This window comes from Micromonospora sp. NPDC005163, from assembly GCF_053599835.1.
Genome location: NZ_JBSFYP010000023.1, coordinates 25,892 through 51,034, shown reverse-complemented (window position 1 = coordinate 51,034; position 25,143 = coordinate 25,892). Strand labels below are relative to the sequence as shown.

Below are 25,143 nucleotides of genomic sequence, written 5' to 3'. Positions count from 1 at the left end.
GGGGTCGTGGCGGTGAGCCGTACGATCGATGGGTGCGCCGCACCCAGTCGCCGCGGCCTACCCACGTCACGCGGCCCCGCCTGCTCACCGCCCTGACCGCCGTCGCCGTCCTCACCGCCACCACCGCCGCCTCGTGCGGCGACGACCGGCCGGCCGTCACGCTCGCCTCGGTCGCTCGCAACCCGGTCACCGAGGTGATCGACGCACCGGCGACGGTGACCGCCCGCGCCGCCGCCACCCTGACCGCCCCCGCCGACGGCACCCTGGCCAGCCTCCGCGTCGAGCCGGGACAGCGGGTGAAGCGGGGCCAGGTGCTCGCCGTGGTCGATTCACCCTCCGCGCAGCAGCGGTTCCGCCAGGCGAAGGAGGCGCTCACCGCCGCGAAGCGAGCCGGCCGGGGCGTCTCCACCGGCGACCTGGCCGGCAGCCGGCGCGGCACCGACAAGGCCGCCGACGAGGCGTTCGACGCGGCGCGCAAGGCCGCCGAGAAGATCTCCGACCCGCAGCTGCGGGACGCGCTGCTGACCCAGGTGACCTCCGCCCAACGGCAGTACACCGCGGCCGCGCGCACCGCCGACCAGGCCGTCCGCGCGGTGCAGAGGGGGATCAGCGGGCTGAACTCGGCCGTCGGCGCGCTCTCCGCGGCGCAACGGTTGCAGGCCCAGCAGGCGTACGACCTGGCGAAGGCGACCGTCGACGCGCTGACCCTGCGCGCCCCGATCGCCGGGGTGGTGCAGCCGGGCGGCACCCGGGCCGGCGGTGGCCCGGCCGGTGGCCTCGCCGGGTTGCTCGAGCAGGCCGGTGCCGCCCAGGCGGCCGGGATCGACCCGTCGGCGCTGGCCCCCAACCAGGGCGGGCCGCCCGCGGGCGTGGATGACGCGGTCGCGGTGGGCGGCCGGGTCGCCGCCGGCACGCCCGTGCTCACCGTGGTGGACACCGGGCAGCTGGGGCTGCTGGCCGAGGTGGACGAGACCGACGTGCTGCTGGTCAGGGCCGGCGTGACCGCGACGGTCGAGCTGGACGCCGTCACCGGCGCCAGTTACGACGCCACGGTCCGCTCGGTCGACGTGCTCCCCACCAACTCCGCCCAGGGCGGTGTCACCTACCGGGTCCGCCTGGCGTTGGGCACCGGAAAGCTGGCTGAGGACGAGCTGGCCCCGACGCCGCGCCCCGGCATGAACGCGATCGTCCACCTGCGGGTGCGCGAGGCCGCCGACGCGGTGACCGTCCCCGCCTCGGCGGTGTTCTCCGCCGACGGCCGGGACGCCGTCTGGGTCGTCCGCGACGGAAAGGCGGACCGGGCACCGGTGACCGTCGGCGTCCAGGGATCGGACCTGGTGCAGATCCTCGACGGTGTGCAGGCCGGCGACCGGGTCGTGGTGCGCGGTGCCGACCAGGTCCGCGACGGCCAGGAGGTGCGGTGACCGGCTCCCCGCCGGCAATCGAGGCGGTGGACGTTTCCCGGACGTACCAGCTGGACGGGGTGTCGGTCGAGGCGCTGCGCGGCGTGTCGCTGGTCGTGCAGCCGGGTGACCACGTGGCGCTGGTCGGGCCGTCCGGGTCGGGCAAGTCCACCCTCATGCACCTCCTCGGCGGGCTCGACCGGCCCACCGGCGGCCGGCTGGTGATCGGCGGCCGGGACGTCAACGCCCTGTCTCCGCCGGAGATGGCCACCCTGCGCAACGAGACGATCGGCTTCGTCTTCCAAGCGTTCCACCTGCTGCCGCGTACCTCGGCGGTGGAGAACGTGGCGCTGCCACTGGTCTACCGGGGCGTGCCGGCCCGCCAGCGCCGGGAGCGGGCTGCGGCGATGCTCGGCCGGGTCGGCCTCGGGCACCGGCTGGACCACCGGCCCAACCAGATGTCCGGCGGTGAGCAGCAGCGGGTGGCGATCGCCCGCGCGCTGGTCACCGAGCCGACGGTGCTGCTGGCCGACGAACCCACCGGCAACCTGGACAGCGTCACGGGCGCCGCGGTGCTGGAGCTGCTGGAACAACTGAACGCCGAGTCCGGGGTGGCGCTGGTGATGGTCACCCATGACCAGGAGGTCGCGGCCCGGGCCCGCCGCCGGATCACCATGCGCGACGGCGTGGTGGTGGCGGACAGCGCGGCCGACGACGACCCCACCCACCTGCATGATCGACCGCTGTCCGTTGATCATGGTCGACCTGCGACACTGGTCCCCGCTCCCAGCGCGGAGCCCCGGTCCGTGTCCGGAAGCGGCCCGGGGCACCCGTCCGGTGGCTCTGGTGGCGCCGCCGGAGCCACCGGGCGCCTTCCGCGCCCGGCTAACGGCCGTGGGACCGACGACGCCGCCGCGGTGACCGGCGACGGGAGCGAGTCGTGAGGGTCGCCGAGGCGTGGCGGGTGGCGCTGGACGCGTTACGGGCCAACCGGCTGCGCAGTGCGCTGACCATGCTCGGGGTGATCATCGGGGTGGCCTCGGTGGTGCTGCTGGTGGCCATCGGCACCGGCACCAAACAGAAGGTGGAGCAGCAGGTCGAGGGGCTCGGCTCCAACCTGCTGCTGGTCGTCCCCGGCCGGATCGAGGTGGGGACCGCGCCGGTGGTCTCGCCGCTCACGCTCAAGGACGTGGACGCGGTCACCCGGGTGGTCGGCGATCCCGATCGGGTGGCGGTCACCATCGCCTCCGGGGCGACCGCGCGGGCCGGCGCCCGCTCCGACTTCACCACCGTGCAGGGCGTACTGGAGACCACGCCGGAGGTGTTCACGCGGTCGCTGGCCCGGGGCCGCTACCTCACCGGCACGGACGTGGACACCAGCCGGCGGGTGGCGGTGCTCGGCGACTCGGTGGCCCGCGCTCTCTTCCCCGACCGGGACCCGCTCGGGCAGCAGGTGACGCTGGCCGGCGTGCGGTTCCGGGTCATCGGCGTCTTCGCGCCGCTCGGGCAGAGCCTCGGCGTCGACCGGGACGACGAGGTGCACGTGCCGGTGACCGCCGCGCAGCGGCTCTGGGGCACCCAGCGGGTGGACGGCATCGCGGTGAAGGCACCGGACCGGGAGCGCATCGACGAGCTGGGCGAACGGATCGTGGCCGAGCTCAGCCACCGGCATCCGGACACCGAGTTCAGTGCGGTCACCCAGCAGCAGATCCTCGGCGTGCTCGGCGACATCCTCGGTGTGCTCACCGGCGTGCTGGCGGCCATCGCCGGCATCTCGCTGCTCGTCGGCGGGGTGGGCGTCTCCAACATCATGCTAGTCAGCGTCCGGGAGCGGACACGGGAGATCGGGCTGCGCAAGGCCGTCGGTGCCCGCCCCCGTGACATCGGTGTGCAGTTCCTGTTGGAGGCGGTGCTGCTCACCACGATCGGTGGGCTGACCGGGATGGCGCTCGGCGTGGGTACCGCACTGCTGGTGGACGCGCTGTCACCGATCCCGGCGGCGATCACCTGGTGGTCGTTGGCGCTCGCCTTCGGCGTGTCGGCGGCCGTGGGCATCGTCTTCGGGGTGGTTCCCGCGCAGCGCGCCGGCCGGCTCGACCCGGTGGTCGCGCTGCGCGCGGAGTGAGCCACGACCACGCCGGGCTGCCGCAACCGGACGCCCGGCGCAGGCGGGGAGATACCGGGAGCGCGGACCGGGTGAACCGGCAACCAGAACATGATCAGTTGTACGAAGGGATCGCGCCGGTCACAGCCGCCCCGCTACCGTACTGGTAACACGCGCGTCGCCGGCCCGGCCCGGAGCATCCGTCGGGTTGGCACGCGCCGGGCATGGGATGGGTCGGTGAGCCATGGCCGGGTCGCAGTCCGACGGACGGCTGTCGGAGGTCAAGTTCCTCACCGTTGCCGAGGTGGCGACGGTGATGCGGGTGTCGAAGATGACGGTCTATCGCCTGGTGCACAGCGGTGAGCTCACCGCGGTCCGGGTCGGCCGTTCGTTCCGGGTGCCTGAGCACGCGGTGCACGAATATCTCCGGGGTGCCTTTCAGGAGACCGCCTGAGCCACCGCCGCGCTCACCGAGCGCGACGTAGCGGAAGCTTGCGGGCCCCACGGTCACGCCCGGAAAGCGGCATCGACGGGGGCGCGTTGGTCCTGCTGACGCTCTCCGGCTACCCTGGAGCCCGACCGAGACCCCACCGGTGCGCCCCGCCGCCCAGACTGGTCCGGTCCGTTGTCCGCAAGCGGTCGCCGTCGCCACCTGCGTGGTGTCAACCGGTCCGCCCCGCACGTTGTATCGAAAGGCTGTCGTATGGGCTCGGTGGTCAAGAAGCGCCGCAAGCGCATGGCTAAGAAGAAGCACCGCAAGCTGCTGCGCAAGACCCGCGTCCAGCGTCGCCGTCTCGGCAAGTGATCGCCGCCGGGCTTGCGGCCCGGCATCCGGCATCACTTGCCACCTGTCGACCTCCGGAGGCTCAGGTGATCAGGCCGTGGTCGTCCCGGCTCGATCACTCCTGCCGGGGTAGGTGCGTCAGATGACCCCCGGTAGCACCTCAGGTGCTCCGGGGGTCGTCGTCGTCACCGGTGTCGGTCGCTACCTGGGCGCCCACGTGGCGGCCCGGCTGGCCGCCGACCCGCGCATCGAGCGGGTCATCGGGGTGGACGCGCCCGAGCCCGGCGCCGAGTTCACCGACCTGCTGGACCGCGTCGAACGGATCCGCGTCGACGCCGGTTCGCTCGGCGGGCTCCTCGCCGACCTGGACGTCGACGCGGTGGTGCACCTCGCGCTGGTCAGCTCCGCCGACCCGCAGCACGGCGGCCGGTCGGCCATGAAGGACCAGAACGTCATCGGCACCATGCAGCTGCTCGCCGCCTGCCAACGGGCGCCCCGGCTGCGCAAGCTGGTGGTCCGCTCGTCGACCGCCGCGTACGGCGTGTCGTTCCGGGACCCGGCGGTGTTCACCGAGGAGACCGAGCCGCGCGAGGTGCCACGCGGCGGTTTCGGCCGCGACATCCTCGACGTCGAGGGGTACGTTCGCGGTTTTCGCCGTCGCCGGTCCGACGTCACCGCGACGGTGCTGCGCTTCGCGCCGTTCATCGGCTCGACCGCCGACACGACGCTGACCCGCTACTTCGCGCAGCCGCTGGTGCCCACCGTCTTCGGCCGCGATCCGCGCCTGCAGTTCCTGCACTTCGACGACGCGCTGGAGGTGCTGCACCGGTCGATCGTGGAGGATCACCCCGGCACCTACAACGTCGCCGGGCCGGGGGTGCTCTCCCTGTCCCAGGCGATCCGGCGGGCCGGTCGGGTGGCCGTCCCGGTGCTGGAGCCGGGCCTCTCCGGCGCCGCCGCGCTGGCCCGCAGCATGGGCTTCGGCCGTTACGGCCTGGACCAGGTCGACCTCTTCGTGCACGGCCGGGTGGTCGACACCACCCGGCTGGAGCGGGAGTATGGCTTCACGCCCCGCTCCACCGCCGCGGCCTTCGACGACTTCATCCGCGCCCACCACGGAGGCGTCGTGGTCACCCGGGATCACCTGGCCGTCGCTGAACAACTCGTCCTGGACGGCATCCGGCAGGTTCGCTCGGCGATGCGGGAGCGGTCGTGACCGGGTCGGGGGAGGGGCGTGACCCAGCAGGCCTCGGGCGGTTCGACGTACCGCGGGAAACGACCGCGCCAGCCGCGGAGTCGGCGCGGCGCAACGGACACCGACCGACGGACCGGGTCGCGCCGACCCCGGCGGCGGCCGACGAGGTCGACACCGCGGCCACCGACGAGCCGGCGGGCGGCCCGACCACGGACGAGCCGGCGGGTCCGGCCACCGGTGGCGATCCCGGTGGCACCGAGCCGGCCGTTTCGGATCGGCCGGGCGACCACTGGGACCGGAAGGTCGCGAACGGCCTCGCGTTCCTGCGCCGGCGGCTCTCCGGCGACTACGAGGTCGACGAGTTCGGCTTCGACCCGGAGCTGACCGACGCGGTCTTCCACCCGCTGCTGCGGCTGCTCTACCGGGACTGGTTCCGCACCGAGGTCAGCGGGGTGGAGCACGTGCCCGTCAACGGGCCCGCCCTGGCGGTCGGCAACCACTCGGGCACGGTGGCGCTGGACGCGTTGATCCTCTCGGCGGCGCTGCACGACAAGCACCCCGCTCATCGCTACCTGCGCCTGCTCGGTGCGGACCTGGTCTTCCGAATGCCGGTGGTGTCGGAGATCGCCCGCAAGACCGGTGGCACCGTGGCCTGCAACCCGGACGCCGAGCGGCTGCTCCGTAGCGGCGATCTGGTCGGCGTCTTCCCCGAGGGCTTCAAGGGCATCGGCAAGCTCTACGCCGACCGGTACAAGCTGCAACGGTTCGGCCGGGGCGGCTTCGTCTCGGCGGCGCTGCGCACCGGCACCCCGATCGTGCCGGTCGCCATCGTCGGTGGCGAGGAGATCTATCCGATGCTCGCCGACATCAAGCCCCTCGCGCGGCTGCTCAAGCTGCCGTACTTCCCGGTCACGCCGACCTTCCCGTGGCTCGGGCCGCTGGGCATGGTGCCGCTGCCCAGCAAGTGGCTGATCCAGTTCTGCCCACCGATCCCGACCGCGCACCTGACCGACTCCGCGGACGATCCGCTGGTGGTCTTCAACCTCGCCGACCAGGTGCGGGAAACCATCCAGCAGACCCTGCACACGCTGTTGGAGCGGCGGCCGGACCCGTTCGGCCCCTGAGCGGGAGTCGGGTCAGCCGCTGCGGCGGCGGCGTGACAACGCCAGGCCGGCGGTGACCGCGCCGGCGACCAGACCGGCCGCCGCGGTCGACGGTACGGCGATCTTCACAGCACGGCGGCCGGTACGGAAGTCCCGCACCTCCCAGCCACGCTGCCGCGCCTGCCGCAGCAGGGTGCCGTCCGGATTGACCGCCACCGCCCGCCCCACGGTGGAGAGCAGCGGCAGGTCGTTGGCCGAGTCGCTGTAGGCCGCGCAGCGGGCCAGGTCCAGCCGCTCCACGGCGGCGAGCTGGGTGACCGCCTCGGCCTTCGCCGGCCCGTGCATCAGGTCGCCCACCAGCCGCCCGGTGTACGCCCCGTCCACCACCTCGGCCACCGTGCCGATGGCGCCGGTCAGGCCGAGCCGGGCGGCGATCACCCGACCGATCTCCACCGGGGCGGCGCTGACCAGCCAGACCCGCTGGCCGGCGTCCAGGTGGCGCTGGGCGAGCTGGTGGGTGCCGGTCCAGATCCGGGGTGCCATCAGCTCGTCGAAGATTTCCTCCGTGAGGCGTTCCACGTCGTCCACCCGCCAGCCCTCGACGAAGGCCAGCGCTGCTTCCTTGGCCTGGGACATGTCACCGGCGTGCTCCCGGGCCAGCAACCGGAACCGGAGCTGCTGCCAGGCGAACCGGGCCAGGTCGGCGCTGGTGAAGTAGTTCCGGGCGGCGAGGCCGCGAGCGAACCAGTAGATCGACGCGCCCTGCATCATCGTGTTGTCCACGTCGAAGAACGCCGCCGCGGTCGGGTCTGGCGCGGCCGTCGGAGCCAACTCGGTCTCCGCCCAGCCGGCGGTGTGACCGTGGACGTCGGTGCTGACCGTCACCTTGCGGCTGCGGGCCACGCGTCTCCCTTCCTCGCCGGTGCGACGGATGCCTCCAGCGAGGGTAGCCGGGAAGCATGGTCGACCGGCCGGGCAGACCGCAAACTGTGGCACGACCGGCCGGACCTGCGGTATGGGAGTGGCCGGGGCGTCCGGCCGCCCCGGGTGGGTCAGCGGGTGCCGGGGCAGGCGGACGGCGCGGGGCCGAGGGCGTCGCTGGCCGCCGGCGCCGGCATGCCGCAGGCGATCGCCGCGCGCAGCGTGTCCGAGCGTTCCCGGATGCTGTCCAGCAGCACCAGAGAACGCCGGGTGCGCTCCCGGTCGGCCCGGGTGGCCCCGTCGAGCAGGTTGCTCACCGCTCGGTGCTGACCGGCGACGAAGGTGTTGACAGTGTCCAGGCTGGCCGGCTCGGCCCGCTGCACGGCGGCGGCGTTGAGCAGGCGCACACCCTGCCGGGTGTCGGCGTCCATGTCGTCGAGGACCGCGCTGTAGCCGATCCGGTCACCGCGCAGCTCGGCGGCCTCGCCGAGCCGGGTCCGGGCGAAGTCCAGGAAGAGCTGACCGCGGCTGATGTCCGAGCTGGCCAGGGCCAGCTGGGCCCGCTCGGTCGAGCGCTTCATGCCGTACAGCGCGTCGCCGGGGACGGCGTTCTCGCTGGCGGCGGAGATGCCGGAGACGGCGATGGCGCCGGCCGCGATGCCGATCAGGATCGCGCCCCGGGCGCGGGCCCGGCGGGCGGTGACCGCCGGGAGCAGCGAACCGCGGGTGGTGCTGGGGGAACGCGTGGTGGCCGGTTCGCCGGCCGGCGGGGTGGCGCCCAGCCCTTCCCGCACGGCGGTGGCGAGCAGCATCGCCCGCAGGCCGGTGCGGAAGTCGGGGTCCACCTCGACCGCCGGTGGATCGACGCTGAGCCGCTGACCCACCGCGACGAGTGGGGCGAGCTGGCCGTCCACCCGGGACCGGACGTGGTGCCGCCGGCCGCCGTTGGCCTCGTCGAGAAGCTGCGCGAAGCGCTCCGCGCGCCGGCGGGAGAAGAGGATGTTGTCCACCGCAGGCACCTCCTCTCGCTGGTCACGGCCGGTCGGCCGCCGTCGTTGCCAGCGACCGGGCGGCAGTGTGACACCACGGAGGTGAGGCCCCGTCCGGCATGCCGGTCGGACCTCGGTGACCCGGGCCTGCCGGGGCAACCACCGGTCGCACCCGGAGAAACGCCGCGGACCGGGCACGGGTTACGGGCCTGGCGGGGCGGAAATCACAGAAAGTGATGGTTGTCACCAGGCGGGACCGACTGAGCTGCCCGGACGTCGATCGACGCCCATCGGTCCCGCGGAAAAGAACTACGGCTGGAAGCCGTCGGGCAGGAGTCGGGCCAGCGCGCGGACCGCCCGGTACTGGAGGGCCTTGATGGCGCCCTCGTTCTTGCCCATCGCCCGGGCCGTCTCGGCGACCGAGAAGCCCTGGAGGAACCGGAGCACGATGCACTCCTGCTGCTCCGGGTTGAGCTGCTTCACGGCGGTGAGCAGGGCGACGTTGGTGATGTGCTCAACCACCGCGGCTTCCGGGCTGCCCTCCGGGCCCCGGTCCTCCCGGTCGGCGTCGAGCACGTCGCCGGTGGTGACCTCCAGCCGGTACCGGCCGGACTTGAAGTGGTCCGCGACCAGGTTGCGGGCGATGGTCACCAGCCAGGCGCCGAGGTCGCGGCCCTGCCAGGTGAAGCTGCTGATCCGCTTGAGAGCGCGGAGGAAGGTGTCCGAGGTGAGGTCCTCGGCGAGCTGCCGGTTGCCGACCCGGAAGTAGACGAACCGGAACACGGTGTCCACGTACCGGTCGTAGATGAGGCCGAACGCCTCGGACTCGCCGGCCTGGGCCCGCTCGATCAGCGTCCAGACCTCGGTGGCCGGGTCGGACGGATCCGGTCGGCTCGGAAAGCCGGTCGGGGTGGTGGTGGCCGGCACCGCCGGGATCACCGCCGTCTCGCCCGCGGACGGGTCGGTGGTCGCCGCCGGCGTGTCGCTGACCCGTCGGCCCTGGGCCGGCATGGTCGGTCGGGCCGGTACGGCGACCCGGCCCCCGGCCGGCTTCGAGTTCCCGCCGGGCACCGCTGGTCGCGGTGGCGGCTCGTTGTGGTGTGGCCTGTTGCGTATCCGCTGCGCTGTGCCGTCGCCCCGCACGGCGGCGCTGTGTGGTTCATCCAGCGGGGCGCGGGCCGCCGGCCGCTCGTTGACCTGGGCACGAGTCGTCTGACCGGTCAGGCCGACCGGGCGTTCCGCGTAACCGAAGGTGGTCACCGCGTCGCCCCCGTCCCGTCGGTCGCCGGGCGGGCCGGTCTGCGGGTCGTCGGTGCGGACCGACCGGGCTTCCGGTCGGGCAGGACGGTTCCGGGGTGTGCCGACGGGCGGCAGTTCCCCTTGAGGTGCTGGTCCAATGCGCTCACAGGCACGGGGGCCTCCTCGGGCTGAGGGGTGTCGACTCACGGCAAATGGGGTGAGCCGACCCGAGTGATGATAGGGCCAACGTCACCCGCGCGTGGCAAGTCCGTTACACAGGGCGGAAGTATTTCCCGCTCCATCGCACCGTCGGCGGACCGGTTGTCCGTCGTGTGCGTTTGACTTTGGAGCGGCGTGGCGCTCCAGGGTGGATCTCCTGGTCGAGGGCGGATTGCCCGTTCGGATGACCCGTCCCGCCGGGTGGTCGTGTGCGCCCGGCCGAACCGCCGACGGATGGCGTCAGCCGTCCCATCGACGGGACCTGATCGGACCGCCGGTGGCACAGAGATCAGTCCCGTGGGCGGGACTGTCGCGGCGCCGCGGTCCGGCCGCCGGGCGTGGCCTGGCGGCGCCCGCTGTGCCAGACTCGATCACCGTGCAGGACGCATCGGCAAACCCCGCGCCGAACCTCGCCGACCGGGTCCACCGGGCGGCCCTCGACCACGGCGACCGGGCCGCGCTGCACTGGCGTGACCGGACACTCAGCTGGTCCGAACTGGACGCCGCAGTGGACTCCACCGCGCACGCGCTGACCGCCACCGCGCCGCCCACCGACCCGGGCGGTACGCCGCCACGCGTCGCGATCGCGCTGCCCAACACCCTCGACTTCGTGGTCAGCTGGCTCGCCGCCCTGCGCGCCGGGCTGGTCGCGGTGCCGGTCAACCCCGGCTTCACCGCCCCGGAGCTGCGGCACGTGCTGGCCGACTCCGGCGCGTCGGTGCTGATCGGCACCGAGCGGATCCGGAGCCTGCTCGCCGAGGTGGCCGTCGATCTGCCCGCGCTCACCGCCGTGCACGGCACGCCGCCGCGGTCGGTCGACGACGCACCGGAGCCGCCCACACGCCCGCGTCGGGGCGGTGCCGACCTGGCCGTGCTGCTCTACACCTCCGGGACCGAGGGCCGGCCCAAGGGCGCGATGCTCTCGCACCACGCGCTGCTGGCCAACCACGAGCAGGTCGGCCGGATCGAGCCGCCGGTGGTCGGTCCGGAGGACACCGTGCTCCTGGCCCTGCCGCTGTTCCACGCGTACGGGCTCAACTCGGGGCTCGGCGCGGTCGTCCACCATGGCGCGACCGGCGTGCTGCTCGACGAGCCGGGGCCCACGGCGGGGCTCGACGAGATCGCCCGGCACCGGGTCAGCGTGCTGGTCGGCGTACCGTCGATGTTCCTGGCCTGGGCCGGCGTGGCGGAGGTCCGCGCGGCGACCGCCTCCGTCCGGGTGGCGGTCTGCGCCGCGGCGCCGCTGGAGCCGGCGGTCGCGGCGCGCTTCACCGAGGCCACCGGTCATCCGGTGCACATCGGGTACGGCCTCACCGAGACCGCGCCGGTGCTCACCTCGACCCTGGTCGGCGGGGTGGCCAAGGCCGGCTCGATCGGTCGGCCGCTGCCCGGCGTCCGGTTGCGCCTGGTCGGCGCCGACGGCGCGGACCTCTGGCGCGACGGCCTGGCCACCCCCGACGAGGACCCGGACGAGATGGACATCTCCGACGCGGCGCCGGGCACCGACCCGGGGCAGATCGTCGTGCGCGGCCCCAACGTCTTCACCGGCTACTGGCCGGACGGCCGGGACGGGCCGGACGCCGACGGCTGGTGGGGGACCGGCGACGTCGCGTACGCCGACGAGGACGGCGACCTCTTCCTGGTCGACCGGCTCGGCGAGCTGATCCTCGTCAACGGGTTCAACGTCTATCCGCACGAGGTCGAGCTGGTGCTCGCCGGGCACCCCGGGGTGGCCGAGTCGGCCGTACTGGGTGTGCCGCATCCCCGGACCGGCGAGACTGTCCGGGCGTACGTGGTGCCGGCACCGGGGCGGCAGGTGACCAGCGAGGAGCTGCTCGCCCACTGCGCGCGGAACCTGGCCCGGTTCAAGTGCCCGACCGGGGTCGAGTTCGTCGACGCCCTGCCGCACTCGGCGATCGGCAAGGTACGCAAGACCCAGCTCCGGTCGGCGACGCCGGCCGACCCGCCGGCGAGCGCCGACACCCGCACGGAGGTAACCGATGTCCACTGACGCCCGGCTCGCCCTGGTCACCCGCCCCGGCTGCCACCTGTGCGACGACGCCAAGGCGGCGCTCGACCGGGTGGTGGCGGTCACCGGGGACAAGTGGGTCGAGTGGGACGTCACCGGCGACGAGGGGCTGGAGCGGGAGTACGGGGACCGGCTGCCGGTGGTGATGCTCGACGGCAAGGAGCACGGCTACTGGCGGGTGGAGGAGGAACGGCTGCTGCGGGACCTGACCACGCCGCAGCTCTGAGCGGTGCCTATGGTGCTCTGATGACCCCTGCACGCCCCCACCTCGTATGGGACTGGAACGGCACCCTGCTCAACGACCTCAGCCTGGTGGTCGCGGCCACCAACGCGGCGTTCGCCAGCGTGGGCGGGCCGGTGGTCACCTCCGACGAGCACCGGGTGCGGTTCCGCCGGCCGATCGCCGAGTACTACGCCGAGGTGCTCGGTCAGGCCGTGGACGACGACGAGTTCGGCCGGCTGGACCGGATCTTCCACGACGCGTACCGCAGCGGGTTGACCACCTGCGAGCTGGCCGCTGACGCGCGGACCGCGATGGCCACCTGGCCGGGCAACCAGAGCCTGCTCTCCATGTGGTTCCACGAGGAGCTGGTGCCGACCGTGCACACCTACGGGCTGACCGGCCACTTCACCCGGGTGGACGGGCTGCGTGCCACGGTCGGCGGCGGCCGCAAGGCGGAGTCGCTCGAACGGCACCTCGCCGAGCTGGGCGTGGACGGCGCGTCGGTGGTGCTGATCGGCGACTCCATCGACGACGCCGACGCGGCGCTCGCGGTGGGTGGCCGGGCGGTGCTCTACACCGGCGGCTTCACCGACCCGGCCCGGCTGCGTGCCTCCGGTCACCCGGTCGCCGACACCCTCACCGACGCCGTGACCCTGGCCCGGGAGGTCAGTTCCGCAGGTAGGTGAGGACGGCCAGCACCCGCCGGTGCTGCTCGGTGTCCGGTGGCAGGGTGAGCTTGGTGAAGATGTTGCGCACGTGCTTCTCCACCGCGCCGTCGCTGACCACCAGGGCGCGGGCGATGGCGGTGTTCGAGCGCCCCTCGGCCATCAGAGCGAGCACCTCGCGCTCGCGCGGGGTCAGCTCGCGCAGCGGGTCGTCCCGGCGGCGTCGGGCGAAGAGCTGACCGACCACCTCCGGGTCGAGCACGGTGCCGCCGGCCGCCACCCGGCGCAGCGCGTCGAGGAACTCGTCGATCGCCGCCACCCGGTCCTTGAGCAGGTAGCCGATACCGCCACCCGCGCCACCGGTTGTGGCGAGCAGGTCGTCGGCGTACGAGACCTCGACGTACTGGGACAACACCAGGATCGGGGTACGCGGCACCAGCCGGCGGGCCTCCACCGCCGCGCGCAGCCCCTCGTCGGTGTGCGACGGGGGCATCCGAACGTCGACGATCGACACGTCCGGCCGGTGCTCCACCACCGCCTCGACCAGCGCGTCGCCGTCCCCGACGGCGGCCACCACCTGGTGTCCGCTCTCGGTCAGCAGCCGCACCAGCCCCTCGCGGAGCAGGACGGCGTCGTCGGCGATCACGATGCGCATGGCTGTGTTGTCTACCACGTCCGGCCCGCCGGGAGGGCTCGACGCGGTGTCCGCCAACTCACAGCGGAAGCTCCGCGCGGATCTCGGTGGGCCCGCCGGTCGGGCTGACGACGGCCAGTTCGCCGCCGGCGGCCCGCACCCGGTCGGCGATGCCGACCAGGCCGTGCCCCTTGGCCAGGTGCGCACCGCCCTGCCCGTCATCGCCCACCCGGACCAGGAGACGGCTGCCCTGCCGGGTCAGTGCGACGGTGGCTTCGGTGGCCCGGCTGTGTTTGGCGACGTTGGTCAACGCCTCGGCCACCATGAAGTACGCGGTGTTCTCCACCGCCGGGTCGAGTCGCCCGCCCGGCGTGCCGAGCTGCGGGTCCACCTGAAGCTCGATGGGGATCAGCCCCCGGCCGGCGAGCGCGGCCAGGGCGCTGGGCAGGCCCCGGTCGACCAGGATCGGTGGGGCGATGCCCCGGGACAGCGCCCGCAGCTCGGCCAATGTGTCCCGGGTCTGGGTGACCGCCTCGTCGATGGTCCGGCCGGCCGCCTCCGGGTCGGAGGCGAGCTGCTGCCGGGCCCGGCTGAGGTCCATCGCAAGCCGGACCAGGCGCTGCTGGGGGCCGTCGTGAATGTCGCGTTCCAGCCGGCGCAGCGCGGACGCCTCGGCGGAGACGGCGGCGCGCTTCTGCTCCTCCAGCACGGTGATCCGGTCCCGCATCTCGGCCACCCCGGTCAGCATGGCCCGGGCGAAGCTCGCCTGGAGCAGCGCGCAGCCCCGGATCACGATCGGCAGGGTGATCAGGAAGAACACCCCGATCGCGGTGGTCAGCCCGATCCGCGCGGTGGTCGAGTCGCCGAGGCCGAGCAGTTGGGCGAGGTCGCCCTCGCCGTCGCCGCGCGGCAGCGTCCAGTCGTACGCCCAGTAGAGCGAGCCGGTGACCGCGGCGGCCCACCAGGCCAGCGCCACCACGAACGTGACAACCGACACGATCAGACGCAGCACGCCGTGTGCCACGTCGAGCCAGGACTGGGCGTCCCGCATCGGCACGAAGATCCGCCGCCAGGCGTTCGCTCCCGCCTCCGGCAGCCGGTAGTGCGGCCGGATCCGGGGCTGACGGAGTACCGCCGGCAGCCGCAGCCGCTCGATGTCGGCGAGCCCGCGGGCGGCGTACAGGGTGCCGCTGATGATCGGCAGGCCGATCACCGTGACCACCAGCCCGACGCCGACCACGAGGCCCACCACGAGGACGACGAAGCTGGTCAGGGCCAGGGGCAGGCCGAGCAGCACGTACCCGGAGTCGACGAAGAGCTGGCGGGGGATGCTCGGTGCCAGCGTCGGCTGGTCGCTGGTGGCGGCAACGGCGGTCATGCCCAAAGGCTAGGCAGCCCGGGTCCGCCACCCCATCCCGAAGCCCTGCCTCTCCTCCGTAGTGCTGTCCCTACCTGTCCCGGCACGCCTGTCCGACCTGGGCGCGGGATTGGTCAGAGAAGTCGGGAATGAGCAATAATTACGCGGGCGGTGCGGGCGGACGCCGCTGGATCGATCTTGCAGAACGGAGGCGCTGGTGGGGTCGCGCCGCGCAGCGACAAGATCGCGATTTGTGCACGTCTTCACAAGCGCCTACTCTCTAGTTCCGACGCGCCCTGCTAGCACAGCCGGCAATCTCGGTCGCCAGCGGGAGTCCATAAGCGGCCGACCAGCGGAGTTGGCCGAGGATCGCACCGCACGGAGTCTCATGAGTCAGCATCGTCACCCAGGCGCGCCCGGCCGCGCCGGTGCCGTACCCGCGCTCCCGGACCTGCCCGAGGCGACCGTCGCGCGACTCCCGGAATACCTGCGTGCGCTGCACAACCTCGCCGACGTCGGCCACGAGACGGTCTCCAGCGAGGGCCTGTCCGCCGCCGCCGGCGTCAACTCTGCCAAGCTCCGCAAGGACCTCTCCCACCTCGGCTCGTACGGCACCCGGGGCGTCGGCTACGACGTCGCGCTGCTGATCGAGCAGATCGAGTACGTGCTCGGGCTCACCCAGCGCAGGGCGGTCGCCCTGGTCGGCGTGGGTAATCTCGGTCACGCTCTGGCCGGTTACGACGGTTTCGCGAGCCGGGGCTTCCGGATCGCCGCACTGCTCGACGCCGACCCCTCCCGGGTCGGCGAAGAGATCAACGGCCTGGTGGTCCGGCATGTCGACGAGCTTCCGGCGATCGCCGCGGAGGAGTCCATCGCGATCGGCGTGATCGCCACCCCGGCCGCCGCCGCCCAGCGGGTCGCCGACCAGCTGGTCGCGGTCGGCGTGACGAGCATCCTCAACTTCGCGCCGTGCGTACTCTCGGTTCCGGAGGGGGTTGACGTGCGCAAGGTCGACCTCGCCATCGAGCTGCAGATTCTGTCCTTCCACGAGCACCGCAAGGCGTCACTGACCGCGCTTCCCGCCACCGGCGGGTCCGCTCTCACCGCCCTGCCGGGTGGGCTCGCGGCCACCGACACCCAGGAGGCGATCGGCACGTGAAACTGCTCGTCGTCGGCGCGTCCTACCGGACCGCCCCGGTCGCCACGCTGGAGCAGCTGGCCGTGCCCCCCGCCGACCTCACCCGCACCCTGGACCGCCTGGTCGCCCAGCCGTACGTGGCCGAGGCGGTACTCGTCTCCACCTGCAACCGGGTGGAGGTCTACGCCGCCGTGTCCGGTTTCCACGGCGGGCTCGGCGACGTCTGCGCCGTCCTGGCCGAGCAGGCCGGCAGCTCGCCGGCGGCGCTCGCCAGCCACCTGTACGTGCACTACGACGCCGCCGCCGTGGACCACGTCTTCCGGGTCGCCACCGGGCTGGACTCGATGGTGGTCGGCGAGGCGCAGATCCTCGGGCAGTTGCGCGACGCGTACCACTGGGCCACCGGCGCGGACTCGGCCGGCCGCCTGCTGCACGAGCTGATGCAGCAGGCACTGCGGGTCGGCAAGCGGGCCCACGCCGAGACTGGCATCGACCGGGCCGGCCAGAGCGTGGTCACCGCCGCGCTGGAGCTGGCCGCCGGGCACCTCGACGGTGCCCTCGCCGGTCACCCGGCCCTGGTTGTCGGGGCCGGCGCGATGGGCTCGCTCGGGGTGGCCACGCTGTCCCGGCTGGGCGCCGGGCCGCTCACCGTCACCAACCGGGGCGCCGACCGGGCCGCGCGGCTCGCCGAGTCGTACGGGGCGAACGCCGTGCCGATGGCCGAGCTGGCCGAGACGCTCTCCACAGTGGACATCGTAGTGGCCGCCACCGCCTCCACCGAACCGGTCCTCAACCGGACGGTGGTCGGCGCGGCGCTGGCCGAGCGGGACCCGGCCCGGGGCCCACTGGTCCTGCTCGACCTGGCCGTCCCGCGCGACGTCGAGGAGGGCGTCGTCGACCTCCCCGGCGTCGAGGTGATCGACATCGACCGGATGGCGGCGCTGCTCGCCGACGGTCCGGCCGCCGCGGACGCCGCCGCCGTCGAGCGGATCGTGCTCGGCGAGGTGGAGAGCTTCCTGTCCTGGCTGCGCGGCGCCGACGTGGCGCCCACCGTGGCCGCGCTGCGCGGCCGGGCCGACGACGTGGTCACCGCCGAGCTGCGCCGGCTGGCCCAGCGCCGCCCCGACCTCGGTGACGACCTGCGGGCCGAGGTGGCCCGCACGGTGCACCGCGTGGTGCAGCGGCTGCTGCACCAGCCCACCGTCAAGGTCCGCCAGTTGGCCGCGGAGCCCGGCGGCGACCAGTACGCAGCCCTGCTGCGCGAGCTGTTCGACCTCCAGGTGCCGCAGACCTCGCCGGTGGACACCGTTCCCGACGTGGTGGCACCCGACCTCGGCGCGGCGTTCAGCGCCATCGACCCGGTGCTCGGCGCGGACGCCACCGACCCGACCCCGCCCACCGGAGGTGCGCGATGACCACCCCCCTACGCCTCGGCACCCGGGGCAGCGCCCTGGCCATGGCCCAGTCCGGTCAGGTCGCCGAGGCGTTGACCGCCGCCACCGGCCGCCCGGTGGAGCTGGTCGAGGTGATCACCGCCGGCGACCGCTCCAGCGCGCCGGTGCACCGGCTCGGCGTCGGGGTGTTCGTCTCCGCGCTGCGCGACGCGCTGGCCGCCCGGACCATCGACTTCGCGGTGCACTCCTACAAGGATCTGCCCACGGCCGCCGCCGGCGGGCTGCACATCGCCGCGGTGCCGGCCCGGCAGGACCCACGCGACGCGTTGATCGCCCGGGACGCCCGGACGCTCACCGAGCTGCCGCCCGGGGCCACCGTGGGCACCGGCGCGCTGCGCCGGATCGCCCAGCTGCACGCGCTCGGCCTGCAGCTGGAGGTCACCCCGATCCGGGGCAACGTGGACACCCGCCTGGCGCGGGTGCTCGGCCCCGAGGCCGACCTCGACGCCGTCGTGCTGGCCCGGGCCGGGCTGGCCCGACTCGGCCGGGCCGACGTGATCACCGAGACGCTGGACCCGATGCTGATGCTGCCCGCGCCCGCCCAGGGTGCGCTGGCCGTGGAGTGCCGGGTCGACGACCAGGACCTGGTCGAGCTGCTCGCCGTGCTCGACCACGCACCGTCGCACGCCGCCGTCACCGCGGAGCGCGCGTTGCTGGCCACCCTGGAGGCCGGGTGCAGCGCACCCGTCGCCGCCTATGCGGAACTCGCCGAAGGTGACGCCGGCGATGAGATCTACCTGCGCGGGGCGGTGATCAGCCCGGACGGCACTCGTGACCTCCGGCTGTCCCGCACCGGAACGCCCGCCGACGCGGCGGAGATCGGTAAGGCACTCGCCGCCGAACTCCTCGACCTCGGCGCCGACTCGATCCTCGGCCAGGAAGGAAACACCGGCTCGGGGACCCAGCAATTTGGGAGCACAGAATGACCCGCACCCGTAAGCCCGTCGGCCGTATCGCGTTCGTCGGGGCTGGCCCCGGCGACCCGGGCCTGCTGACCCGTCGGGCGCACGACGCCCTGGTCGACGCCGACCAGGTGATCTACGACCGGGGAGTCCCGGAGTCGTTGCTCGCCGTCGTACGCGCCGAGGCCAGGGACGACGCCGAATTCACCCCGGCCGAAGGCGCGCCGGGGGACGTGGCGAAGGTGCTGATCTCCGCGGCCCGGTCCGGGCTGAACGCGGTGCACCTGGTCGCCGGCGACCCGTTCGGCCACGACTCGGTGGTCAAGGAGGTGCAGGCGGTGGCCCGCACCGCCGCTCACTTCGAGGTGGTGCCCGGGGTCGGTCAGGCCGAGGGCGTGGCCACCTACGCGGGGGTCCCGTTGCCGGGTGTGCGTACCGCCGCCGACGTCGAGGACGTCAGCGCTCTGGACTTCGAGGCGCTGGCCGCAGCCGTCGGCCGGGGCTCGCTCGCCGTCGCGGTGGACGCCGGTGACCTCGCCGCCGTCCGGGACGGGCTGCTGGCCGCCGGGGTCGACGGCACCACCGGCGTCGGGGTGACCGGCGACGGCACCGGCGAGACCCAGTACACGACCACGTCGACCGTCGACAGCTTCGTGGCCGCCGCGCTCGGCTTCACCGGCCGGGTGGTGCTCACCGTCGGCGCCGCTGTGGGCCAGCGGGACAAGCTGAGCTGGTGGGAGAACCGCCCGCTGTACGGCTGGAAGGTGCTGGTGCCGCGGACCAAGGAGCAGGCCGGCGTGATGAGCGCCCGGCTGCGCGCGTACGGGGCGATCCCGTGCGAGGTGCCGACCATTGCGGTCGAGCCGCCGCGTACCCCGGCGCAGATGGAGCGGGCGGTCAAGGGCCTGGTCGACGGCCGGTACGCCTGGGTCATCTTCACCTCGGTGAACGCGGTCCGCGCGGTCTGGGAGAAGTTCGCCGAGCACGGCCTGGACGCCCGGCACTTCGGTGGCGTCAAGATTGCCTGCATCGGTGAGGCGACGGCGGACGCGGTCCGCGCGTTCGGCATCCAGCCGGAGTTGATCCCCGCCGGGGAACAGTCCTCCGACGGGCTGCTGGCCGAGTTCTCGCCGCACGACGAGATCCTCGACCCGGTGGGCCGGGTGCTGCTGCCGCGCGCCGACATCGCCACCGAGACGCTTGCCGCCGGGCTCACCGAGCGTGGCTGGGAGGTCGACGACGTGACCGCGTACCGGACGGTCCGGGCCGCGCCGCCGCCCGCCGAGATCCGGGACGCGATCAAGTCGGGCGGGTTCGACGCGGTGCTCTTCACCTCGTCCTCCACCGTGCGGAACCTGGTCGGCATCGCGGGGAAGCCGCACGCGCGTACCGTTGTTGCCGTCATCGGGCCCAAGACGGCGGAGACCGCGACGGAGTTCGGCCTGCGGGTCGACGTCCAGCCGCCGCACGCCTCGGTGCCCGACCTGGTGGAGGCGCTCGCCGCCTACGCCGTCGAGCTGCGCGAGAAGCTCGCCGCCATGCCGGCGAAGCAGCGTCGCGGCTCGAAGGTGCAGGGGCCGACCGCCCTGCGCTTCCGGTAGTCGTCTTCAGGAGGGGCTCCCATGTCGTACCCCGAGATCCGGCCCCGCCGGCTGCGCCGCACCCCGGCGATCCGCCGGCTGGTCTCCGAGACGCGGGTCGACCCGGCCGAGCTGGTCGTGCCGATGTTCGTCAAGGAGGGGCTGACCGAGCCCCGCGCCATCGCGTCGCTCCCGGGGGTGCTCCAGCACTCCCGGGACTCGCTGCGCAAGGCGGCGGTCGAGGCGGTCCAGGCCGGTGTCGGCGGGATCATGCTCTTCGGTGTGCCGGAGCATCGTGACCCGACCGGGTCCGGTGGCATCGACCCGGACGGCATCCTGAACGTCGCCATCCGCGACGTGGTGGCCGAGGTCGGCGACGCCACGGTGGTGATGAGCGACCTGTGCCTGGACGAGTTCACCTCGCACGGGCACTGCGGCCTGCTCACCCCGGGCGGCGAGGTGGACAACGACGCGACCCTGGAGGCGTACGCCGAGATGGCGGTGGCCCAGGCCGCCGCCGGGGTCCACATGGTCGGGCCGTCCGGGATGATGGACGGCCAGGTCGGCGTCGTGCGCCGGGCGCTCGACGCCGCCGGGCACCAGGACGTGACCGTGCTGGCGTACGCCGTGAAGTACGCCTCGGCCTTCTACGGCCCGTTCCGGGACGCGGTGGAGTCGGCGCTGGAGGGCGACCGGCGCTCCTACCAGCAGGACCCGGCCAACCTGCGCGAGTCGCTGCGCGAGGTGGCGCTGGACGTCGCCGAGGGCGCCGACCTGGTGATGGTCAAGCCGGCGCTGCCCTACCTCGACGTGGTGTCGGCGGTGCGGGCCGCGGTGGACGTTCCGGTCGCCGCCTACCAGGTCTCCGGTGAGTACGCGATGGTCGAGGCGGCCGCCGCGAACGGCTGGATCGACCGCGAGCGGGTGATGCTGGAGACGCTCACCTCGATCAAGCGGGCCGGCGCGCAGATCATCCTCACCTACTGGGCTGTCGAGGCCGCCGGACTGCTCCGCGAGCGCTACTGAGCGGCCGGTAGCGGGCCTCTCGCGCGCCCCCATCGCGCCCCCCCGACCCCCCTTTGCTCTGCTTCAACGGGCGCAACACTTTTCGGGTCCGGCTGTTGCGTCCGTTGAAGCAGAGCAAAGGGCGCCAACCACGCCCTCGCCCTCGCCCCCGCCTCCGCCCCCGCCTCCGCCCCCGCCTCCGCCTCCGCCTCGGCCCCCGCCCCCGCCGGGTGTCCACAGGTTTATCCACAGGGATTGAGCTCGGGTGGCACTACCGGGGACGGTGGCCGAATGGCGTCGGCACTCGATCCTCCTTCTCCCACCGGTCCCACCGTCGGTCAATTTCCCATTGCCGGTCTGGTTCGCCGGGCACGTCGGATCGTCCGGCTGAGCCAGCACCAGATGGCTCGCTTCGCCAAAGTTTCGCCCTCGACGGTGGGGCGGGTCGAAGCGGGCAGCCTGACCCCCAGCCTGGCCGTGCTGGAGCGCCTCCTCGCAGCGGCCGGGCTCTACATCGCCGTGGTCGACCAGAACGGCCGGGTGATTCTGCCGATGGCCGACCGGGAGGACATTCACGACGGCGCCGGTCGCCGCTACCCCTCACATCTGGACACCATCCTCGACCCGGAGCCGGGGGAGTGGTGGGCGGACATCTACGGGCTGGCCCGGCCGCCGGAGACCTATCACCGCTCCTCGGCGGATCGGGAGGCGCGGCGACGACGCAGCCAGTGGGAGGTACGGGTCGCGCAACACCGTCATCTGCCACCCCCGCCGGCCATCCACGACTACTACTGACCGCTGACGCCGGGAACGAGCGAGCGGGCCGTCGTCCGGCGCAAACCTGGACGACGGCCCGCTCGGACCAGCGAACGAGCAGAAACGGGTCAGTCGTCGTTCGTGATGGTGCCGGTCGCCGCCGGGTCGGCCAGCCGCAGGCCGGGCACGCCGGCCACCAGCAGCGTGAGCCTCTCGTCCGCCTCCCGCTTCCGGTCACCGCGCACGGTCACCGGCAAGGCCAGCGAGGTCTGCCCAGCGGCCAGGGTCCGGCAGCCGACGTACGGGTCGAAGTCCGAACCGGCCTGCGCCGTGCCGCCGAGGGTGGCGGCGCAGAGCAGCACCGGCTGGGACAACGGCCGGGACACGGTGGCGGTGAAGGTGAGCTGCCGGGTGCCCTTGTCGCCCTCGACCACCGTTGTGTCGGCGACGGTCAGCGACGCCCGGGAGCGGAACCGGGCCACCTGCGGGTCGTGGTCGCTGGAGCCCCGCGACCCGTCGCCGCTGAACTCCGCGGGCCAGTCCGCGTTGACGTGCGCTGCCCGCACCTGCACCAGGTCACCGTAGAGCGCGTCGTTGACGAACAGGTGGTCGAGCGTCTGCGCCTGCCCCTCGAAGCTGTACGAGTACGCGGCCGACGGGGTGTCCGCGACCAGGTTGTCCCACAGGTTGTGCAGGCCCGCCTCGTAGAGCGGGGCGAGCTGGTCCGACGGGGTAGGCTGGCTGCCCGTCGCGATGGGATCATCCGGGCGGGGGAAGACGTTCAGGTCCCCGCCGTAGACCACCCGGGCGTTCTGGTCGGCGGCCTCGATCGCGGTCACGATCGCCGCGCCGTACGCCGCCTGCTCCCGACGCTGCCCGACCCGGCTGTCCGGGCCGGAGGAGAAGTGGTTGCTGAGCGCGTACAGGGTGAACCGCTCCGCCGAGCCCGGCGTCGCGGCCACGCTGAACCTGCCCAACTGGGGAGCCCGGGTGAAGACGTTGTTCCCGTCCCGGCCCGTCGAGGTGTCCACGTCGGCCGGCAGCACCGCGTTGAGCGCCTTCGGGTTCTGCACGTCGGCGTTGGCCGGCAGCCCCGGGGCGCGGTACTGGACGGTCGGCGCCGAACCCAGCAGCGGGTCGGTCGCCGTCGCGGCAGCCAACGACAGCCGGTCGGTGCGGTACAGGAAGGCGGCCGTGATGCCGCGGGCGTCCGCGCCGGTCCGGTCGTAGGCAGCGGCGTACGCCGGACCGCCGGCCGCCGCCACCGCGAGCGCCAGCTCCTGGATGGTGTCCGGGGCGCCGTCGGCGTTGTTCGTGTCGCCGCAGGCCAGCGCGGCCCCGGACACCGTGCAGATGTCCTGGTCCTCGGCCTCCTGCACCAGGATCAGGTCCGGCGCGTGCAGGTCCTTGACGATCTGGTCGGCGAGCGCGGTGAGGTGCTCGCGGTAGTCCGCCTCACCGCTCGGCACGTAGTCGAACGGCGGGTTGACGCCCGGGCAGCCGGCGTTGCCGGTGAAGTCGCAGCCGTCGAACGGGTCGTCCCGGTGGTCGTAAAGGTTCTCCACGTTGTAGGTGGCGACCGCCACCTCCTGCGACCGGTCGGCCGGCTTCGGCGGGTTGTTCTTCGACGGGTCGGCCCCGGCGTCGAACTCCGCCCGCTCGACCTGGACGCCGTACTTCTCGAACGAGTAGTAGACCCCGCCCACCGCGTCCGCGCGCAGCGTGTCGAAGGTGTGCGCCGGCGGGAGCAGCGCGGTGCTGACCCCGGCGGTGGCCTTCACGCCCATGCTGCCGAGCAGCACCCGCTGGCCGTTGCCGTCGTCGAAGCGACGGGTCGGGTCGTTGTCCAGCGGGTGGGAGTCCCGGAACACCCGCCGGGCGTACGGGTCGGCGCGGTCCAACAGTGGGTCGTCCCGGTCGACCACCCACAGCTCCGCGTCGGCGGTGGAGGAGAAGACGTCCCGACCGCTCACCGCGCCGCTGCCCGCGCGTACCCGCAGCCGGGCGCCCTCGTGCCGCTCCCAGAAGCGCTGCGCGTCGGTCAGCTCAGCTGGCGGGGCCGCGTCCGTCACCGCGACCGCCGTGGCCACGTCCAGGCCGGTGGCGATCCGGCGGACCAGCGAGGCACCGGAGAGCTGAGTGAAGTTGAAATACTCGGACACCCGGGCCCGGAGCACCACCTCGTCGCCGACCGTCGGCACGTAGCCACCGATCAACGAGGTGAACGTGCCCATGAACACGAAGATGCCGTCGGAGCTGGTCGGGTCGCCGTCGGTGTCGCCGGTGCGGCTCTGCAGGAAGAACCCGTGCTGTTCCGCCCCGGCCGAGGTGCGGGCCAGGGTCAACTGGGTGATCACCCCACGTACGTCGTACAAAGTGCTGCTCGTGCCGTTGCCGCTCGCCGGTGCGAGCGGCGACCGGTCGGTCGGGCCGGACTCGGCGTCGGTGGTCGGGCCCTGCACCTCGCCGACGGTGAGCTCCCGGGTCACCTGCACGACCAGAGCGCAGCTGGCGGTGCCGCCGCCCGCGTCGGTCGCGGTCACCGTGACGGTGTACGCCCCGGCGGCGAGGTCGGCGCTCGCGCTGACCGTGGCGCGGGCGGTGCCACCCAGCCCTTCGGCCGGGGTCAGCGCGGTGCGGGTGATCGAGCCGGTGGCCGGGGTCGGGCTGACCGCGCTCACCGCCAGGTCGACGACGGTGTCATCGGGGTCGGTGGCGGTGACCTCACGGGTAGCCGCCGTGCCGGCAGCGGTGACCAGCGGCCCGCCGCAGGTCAGCGTGGCCGGCGCGTCGACCGGGCCACCACCGTCCACGGTGTGCGTGCCGAGCCCGTCGAAGGTGTCGACCGGGAAGCCGGCCCACTGCGCGGCGGGATCGAACGCGTCCGACGGGTCGGTGTCACCGGCGGTCACGGCGGGCAGCCGACGCAGGGTGTTGTCGGCCGTGCTGGTGACGCCGGTGCCCCACTCGGTGCCCGGGTCGACACCCACCTGGCCGATCGAGTCGAGCACCGTGGTGCCCCGGCGCAGCACGATCGCGTCGTCACCGTTGAACAGGCTCGCCCCGGTCGTCTGGTCGGCCTGGGCGAGGATGGCGGACCCGGCCGAGGCGCTGGCGAACACGAACGCGTCGCCAGCGGCCACCGTCCCGGTCAGCGCGATGTTGGTGGCCGTGGCGGAGCCGTTGAAGAAGAGCTGGAGCTGGTAGCCGCCGGTCGTGAGGTCGACGGCACCACCGGTGCCGTTGAACAGCTCGATCGCCTTGTTGTTCGACGAACCTTCGACGTACTCCGAGATGAACAGGTCGGTGGGTGCGGCGCTTGCCGCGGTGGGTGCGACGCCGAGGGCCGTGACGGTCACGGCGACGGTGGCGGTCGCGAGCGCGGCGATTGTGCGGCGCGGGCGCATAGGGCCTCCACGATGGGTGGATGGGAATCAACGCAC

22 protein-coding genes are annotated in these 25,143 nt (G+C 73.4%); 16 read left to right on the top strand and 6 right to left on the bottom strand.

Annotated elements, in window-relative coordinates:
• The first annotated feature begins 32 nt into the window (after positions 1-32).
• The 7 genes from ACWD6N_RS17715 (at position 33) to ACWD6N_RS17685 (ending at position 6,610) form a co-directional block, all read left to right on the top strand.
• A complete protein-coding gene (locus ACWD6N_RS17715; RefSeq protein ID WP_387324472.1) occupies positions 33-1,424 on the top strand; it encodes an efflux RND transporter periplasmic adaptor subunit in 1,392 nt (463 codons plus the stop codon).
• Complete coding sequence (locus tag ACWD6N_RS17710; RefSeq protein ID WP_354963618.1) at positions 1,421-2,347, top strand: ABC transporter ATP-binding protein; 927 nt, start codon at positions 1,421-1,423, stop codon at positions 2,345-2,347. Before ACWD6N_RS17715 ends, ACWD6N_RS17710 begins: the two co-directional genes overlap by 4 nt.
• On the top strand, positions 2,344-3,528 hold the full coding sequence (locus ACWD6N_RS17705) for an ABC transporter permease (RefSeq protein WP_354963619.1): 1,185 nt from the start codon (positions 2,344-2,346) through the stop codon (positions 3,526-3,528). Before ACWD6N_RS17710 ends, ACWD6N_RS17705 begins: the two co-directional genes overlap by 4 nt.
• Before the next feature lie 223 nt (positions 3,529-3,751).
• Entirely contained in the window at positions 3,752-3,961 is a 210-nt protein-coding gene (locus ACWD6N_RS17700; protein WP_007465625.1) for a helix-turn-helix domain-containing protein, read from the top strand.
• A 249-nt stretch (positions 3,962-4,210) separates the two neighbouring features.
• Complete coding sequence (locus ACWD6N_RS17695; protein WP_007465623.1) at positions 4,211-4,312, top strand: 30S ribosomal protein bS22; 102 nt, start codon at positions 4,211-4,213, stop codon at positions 4,310-4,312.
• 121 nt (positions 4,313-4,433) lie between these two features.
• Positions 4,434-5,507, top strand: coding sequence for an NAD-dependent epimerase/dehydratase family protein (locus tag ACWD6N_RS17690; RefSeq protein WP_354963620.1), 1,074 nt, complete (start codon positions 4,434-4,436; stop codon positions 5,505-5,507).
• The gene (locus tag ACWD6N_RS17685) at positions 5,504-6,610 is read left to right on the top strand and encodes a 1-acyl-sn-glycerol-3-phosphate acyltransferase (RefSeq protein WP_354963621.1); all 1,107 of its coding nucleotides are present in this window, start codon (positions 5,504-5,506) and stop codon (positions 6,608-6,610) included. Before ACWD6N_RS17690 ends, ACWD6N_RS17685 begins: the two co-directional genes overlap by 4 nt.
• Before the next feature lie 12 nt (positions 6,611-6,622).
• Here ACWD6N_RS17685 and ACWD6N_RS17680 read toward each other — a convergent pair whose 3' ends face one another.
• The 3 genes from ACWD6N_RS17680 to ACWD6N_RS17670 all read right to left on the bottom strand — a co-directional run bounded on the left by ACWD6N_RS17680 (position 6,623) and on the right by ACWD6N_RS17670 (position 9,759).
• A complete protein-coding gene (locus ACWD6N_RS17680) occupies positions 6,623-7,522 on the bottom strand; it encodes an HAD family hydrolase (RefSeq protein ID WP_354963671.1) in 900 nt (299 codons plus the stop codon).
• Between the two features lie 119 nt (positions 7,523-7,641).
• Positions 7,642-8,520, bottom strand: a complete 879-nt coding sequence (locus tag ACWD6N_RS17675) for a DUF5667 domain-containing protein (RefSeq protein WP_354963622.1) — start codon at positions 8,518-8,520, stop codon at positions 7,642-7,644.
• A gap of 288 nt (positions 8,521-8,808) precedes the next feature.
• Positions 8,809-9,759, bottom strand: coding sequence for an ECF subfamily RNA polymerase sigma factor, BldN family (locus ACWD6N_RS17670; protein ID WP_354963623.1), 951 nt, complete (start codon positions 9,757-9,759; stop codon positions 8,809-8,811).
• 574 nt (positions 9,760-10,333) lie between these two features.
• On the opposite strand from ACWD6N_RS17670, the gene ACWD6N_RS17665 reads away from it, so the two are divergent.
• From ACWD6N_RS17665 to ACWD6N_RS17655, 3 genes are read left to right on the top strand one after another with little or no spacing between them, the layout of a single operon-like run.
• A complete protein-coding gene (locus ACWD6N_RS17665) occupies positions 10,334-11,968 on the top strand; it encodes an AMP-binding protein (RefSeq protein ID WP_387324478.1) in 1,635 nt (544 codons plus the stop codon).
• Positions 11,958-12,212: a glutaredoxin family protein gene (locus ACWD6N_RS17660; protein ID WP_354963625.1), complete on the top strand. Its 255-nt coding sequence runs from the start codon at positions 11,958-11,960 to the stop codon at positions 12,210-12,212. Before ACWD6N_RS17665 ends, ACWD6N_RS17660 begins: the two co-directional genes overlap by 11 nt.
• A gap of 20 nt (positions 12,213-12,232) precedes the next feature.
• Positions 12,233-12,895 carry an HAD family hydrolase gene (locus ACWD6N_RS17655; protein WP_354963626.1) on the top strand — a complete coding sequence of 221 codons (663 nt, stop codon included), beginning with the start codon at positions 12,233-12,235 and terminating at the stop codon, positions 12,893-12,895.
• Here ACWD6N_RS17655 and ACWD6N_RS17650 read toward each other — a convergent pair.
• Both ACWD6N_RS17650 and ACWD6N_RS17645 read right to left on the bottom strand, forming a co-directional pair.
• Positions 12,876-13,529: a response regulator transcription factor gene (locus tag ACWD6N_RS17650; protein WP_074314799.1), complete on the bottom strand. Its 654-nt coding sequence runs from the start codon at positions 13,527-13,529 to the stop codon at positions 12,876-12,878. The genes ACWD6N_RS17655 and ACWD6N_RS17650 overlap by 20 nt on opposite strands.
• 58 nt (positions 13,530-13,587) lie before the next feature.
• Positions 13,588-14,886: a sensor histidine kinase gene (locus ACWD6N_RS17645; protein ID WP_354963627.1), complete on the bottom strand. Its 1,299-nt coding sequence runs from the start codon at positions 14,884-14,886 to the stop codon at positions 13,588-13,590.
• A 367-nt stretch (positions 14,887-15,253) separates the two neighbouring features.
• Here ACWD6N_RS17645 and ACWD6N_RS17640 point away from each other — a divergent pair, with 367 nt between their 5' ends.
• The 6 genes from ACWD6N_RS17640 (at position 15,254) to ACWD6N_RS17615 (ending at position 21,739) form a co-directional block, all read left to right on the top strand.
• Positions 15,254-16,024, top strand: coding sequence for a redox-sensing transcriptional repressor Rex (locus ACWD6N_RS17640; RefSeq protein ID WP_354963628.1), 771 nt, complete (start codon positions 15,254-15,256; stop codon positions 16,022-16,024).
• The gene (locus ACWD6N_RS17635) at positions 16,021-17,418 is read left to right on the top strand and encodes a glutamyl-tRNA reductase (RefSeq protein WP_354963629.1); all 1,398 of its coding nucleotides are present in this window, start codon (positions 16,021-16,023) and stop codon (positions 17,416-17,418) included. The genes ACWD6N_RS17640 and ACWD6N_RS17635 overlap by 4 nt, the downstream gene beginning before the upstream one ends.
• A complete protein-coding gene (hemC, locus tag ACWD6N_RS17630) occupies positions 17,415-18,383 on the top strand; it encodes a hydroxymethylbilane synthase (protein ID WP_354963630.1) in 969 nt (322 codons plus the stop codon). Before ACWD6N_RS17635 ends, hemC begins: the two co-directional genes overlap by 4 nt.
• Positions 18,380-19,960, top strand: a complete 1,581-nt coding sequence (locus ACWD6N_RS17625; RefSeq protein WP_354963631.1) for a bifunctional uroporphyrinogen-III C-methyltransferase/uroporphyrinogen-III synthase — start codon at positions 18,380-18,382, stop codon at positions 19,958-19,960. Before hemC ends, ACWD6N_RS17625 begins: the two co-directional genes overlap by 4 nt.
• Positions 19,961-19,981: 21 nt before the next feature.
• Complete coding sequence (hemB, locus tag ACWD6N_RS17620; protein ID WP_354963632.1) at positions 19,982-20,965, top strand: porphobilinogen synthase; 984 nt, start codon at positions 19,982-19,984, stop codon at positions 20,963-20,965.
• Positions 20,966-21,235: 270 nt separating this feature from the next.
• The gene (locus tag ACWD6N_RS17615; RefSeq protein ID WP_354963633.1) at positions 21,236-21,739 is read left to right on the top strand and encodes a helix-turn-helix domain-containing protein; all 504 of its coding nucleotides are present in this window, start codon (positions 21,236-21,238) and stop codon (positions 21,737-21,739) included.
• An 89-nt stretch (positions 21,740-21,828) separates the two neighbouring features.
• Here the strand turns inward: ACWD6N_RS17615 and ACWD6N_RS17610 are convergent, their stop codons facing one another.
• Positions 21,829-25,107 carry a lamin tail domain-containing protein gene (locus ACWD6N_RS17610; RefSeq protein WP_387324485.1) on the bottom strand — a complete coding sequence of 1,093 codons (3,279 nt, stop codon included), beginning with the start codon at positions 25,105-25,107 and terminating at the stop codon, positions 21,829-21,831.
• Positions 25,108-25,143 lie beyond the last annotated feature (36 nt).

Bases quoted from the DNA above. Each gene is read 5' to 3' on its own strand.
- ACWD6N_RS17700 (WP_007465625.1), top strand. From the start codon at position 3,752: ATGGCCGGGTCGCAGTCCGACGGACGGCTGTCGGAGGTCAAGTTCCTC.
- ACWD6N_RS17695 (WP_007465623.1), top strand. From the start codon at position 4,211: ATGGGCTCGGTGGTCAAGAAGCGCCGCAAGCGCATGGCTAAGAAGAAG.
- ACWD6N_RS17690 (WP_354963620.1), top strand. From the start codon at position 4,434: ATGACCCCCGGTAGCACCTCAGGTGCTCCGGGGGTCGTCGTCGTCACC.
- ACWD6N_RS17660 (WP_354963625.1), top strand. From the start codon at position 11,958: ATGTCCACTGACGCCCGGCTCGCCCTGGTCACCCGCCCCGGCTGCCAC.
- ACWD6N_RS17655 (WP_354963626.1), top strand. From the start codon at position 12,233: ATGACCCCTGCACGCCCCCACCTCGTATGGGACTGGAACGGCACCCTG.
- ACWD6N_RS17650 (WP_074314799.1), bottom strand. From the start codon at position 13,529: ATGCGCATCGTGATCGCCGACGACGCCGTCCTGCTCCGCGAGGGGCTG.
- ACWD6N_RS17645 (WP_354963627.1), bottom strand. From the start codon at position 14,886: ATGACCGCCGTTGCCGCCACCAGCGACCAGCCGACGCTGGCACCGAGC.
- ACWD6N_RS17640 (WP_354963628.1), top strand. From the start codon at position 15,254: ATGAGTCAGCATCGTCACCCAGGCGCGCCCGGCCGCGCCGGTGCCGTA.
- hemC (WP_354963630.1), top strand. From the start codon at position 17,415: ATGACCACCCCCCTACGCCTCGGCACCCGGGGCAGCGCCCTGGCCATG.
- ACWD6N_RS17625 (WP_354963631.1), top strand. From the start codon at position 18,380: ATGACCCGCACCCGTAAGCCCGTCGGCCGTATCGCGTTCGTCGGGGCT.
- hemB (WP_354963632.1), top strand. From the start codon at position 19,982: ATGTCGTACCCCGAGATCCGGCCCCGCCGGCTGCGCCGCACCCCGGCG.
- ACWD6N_RS17615 (WP_354963633.1), top strand. From the start codon at position 21,236: ATGGCGTCGGCACTCGATCCTCCTTCTCCCACCGGTCCCACCGTCGGT.
- ACWD6N_RS17610 (WP_387324485.1), bottom strand. From the start codon at position 25,107: ATGCGCCCGCGCCGCACAATCGCCGCGCTCGCGACCGCCACCGTCGCC.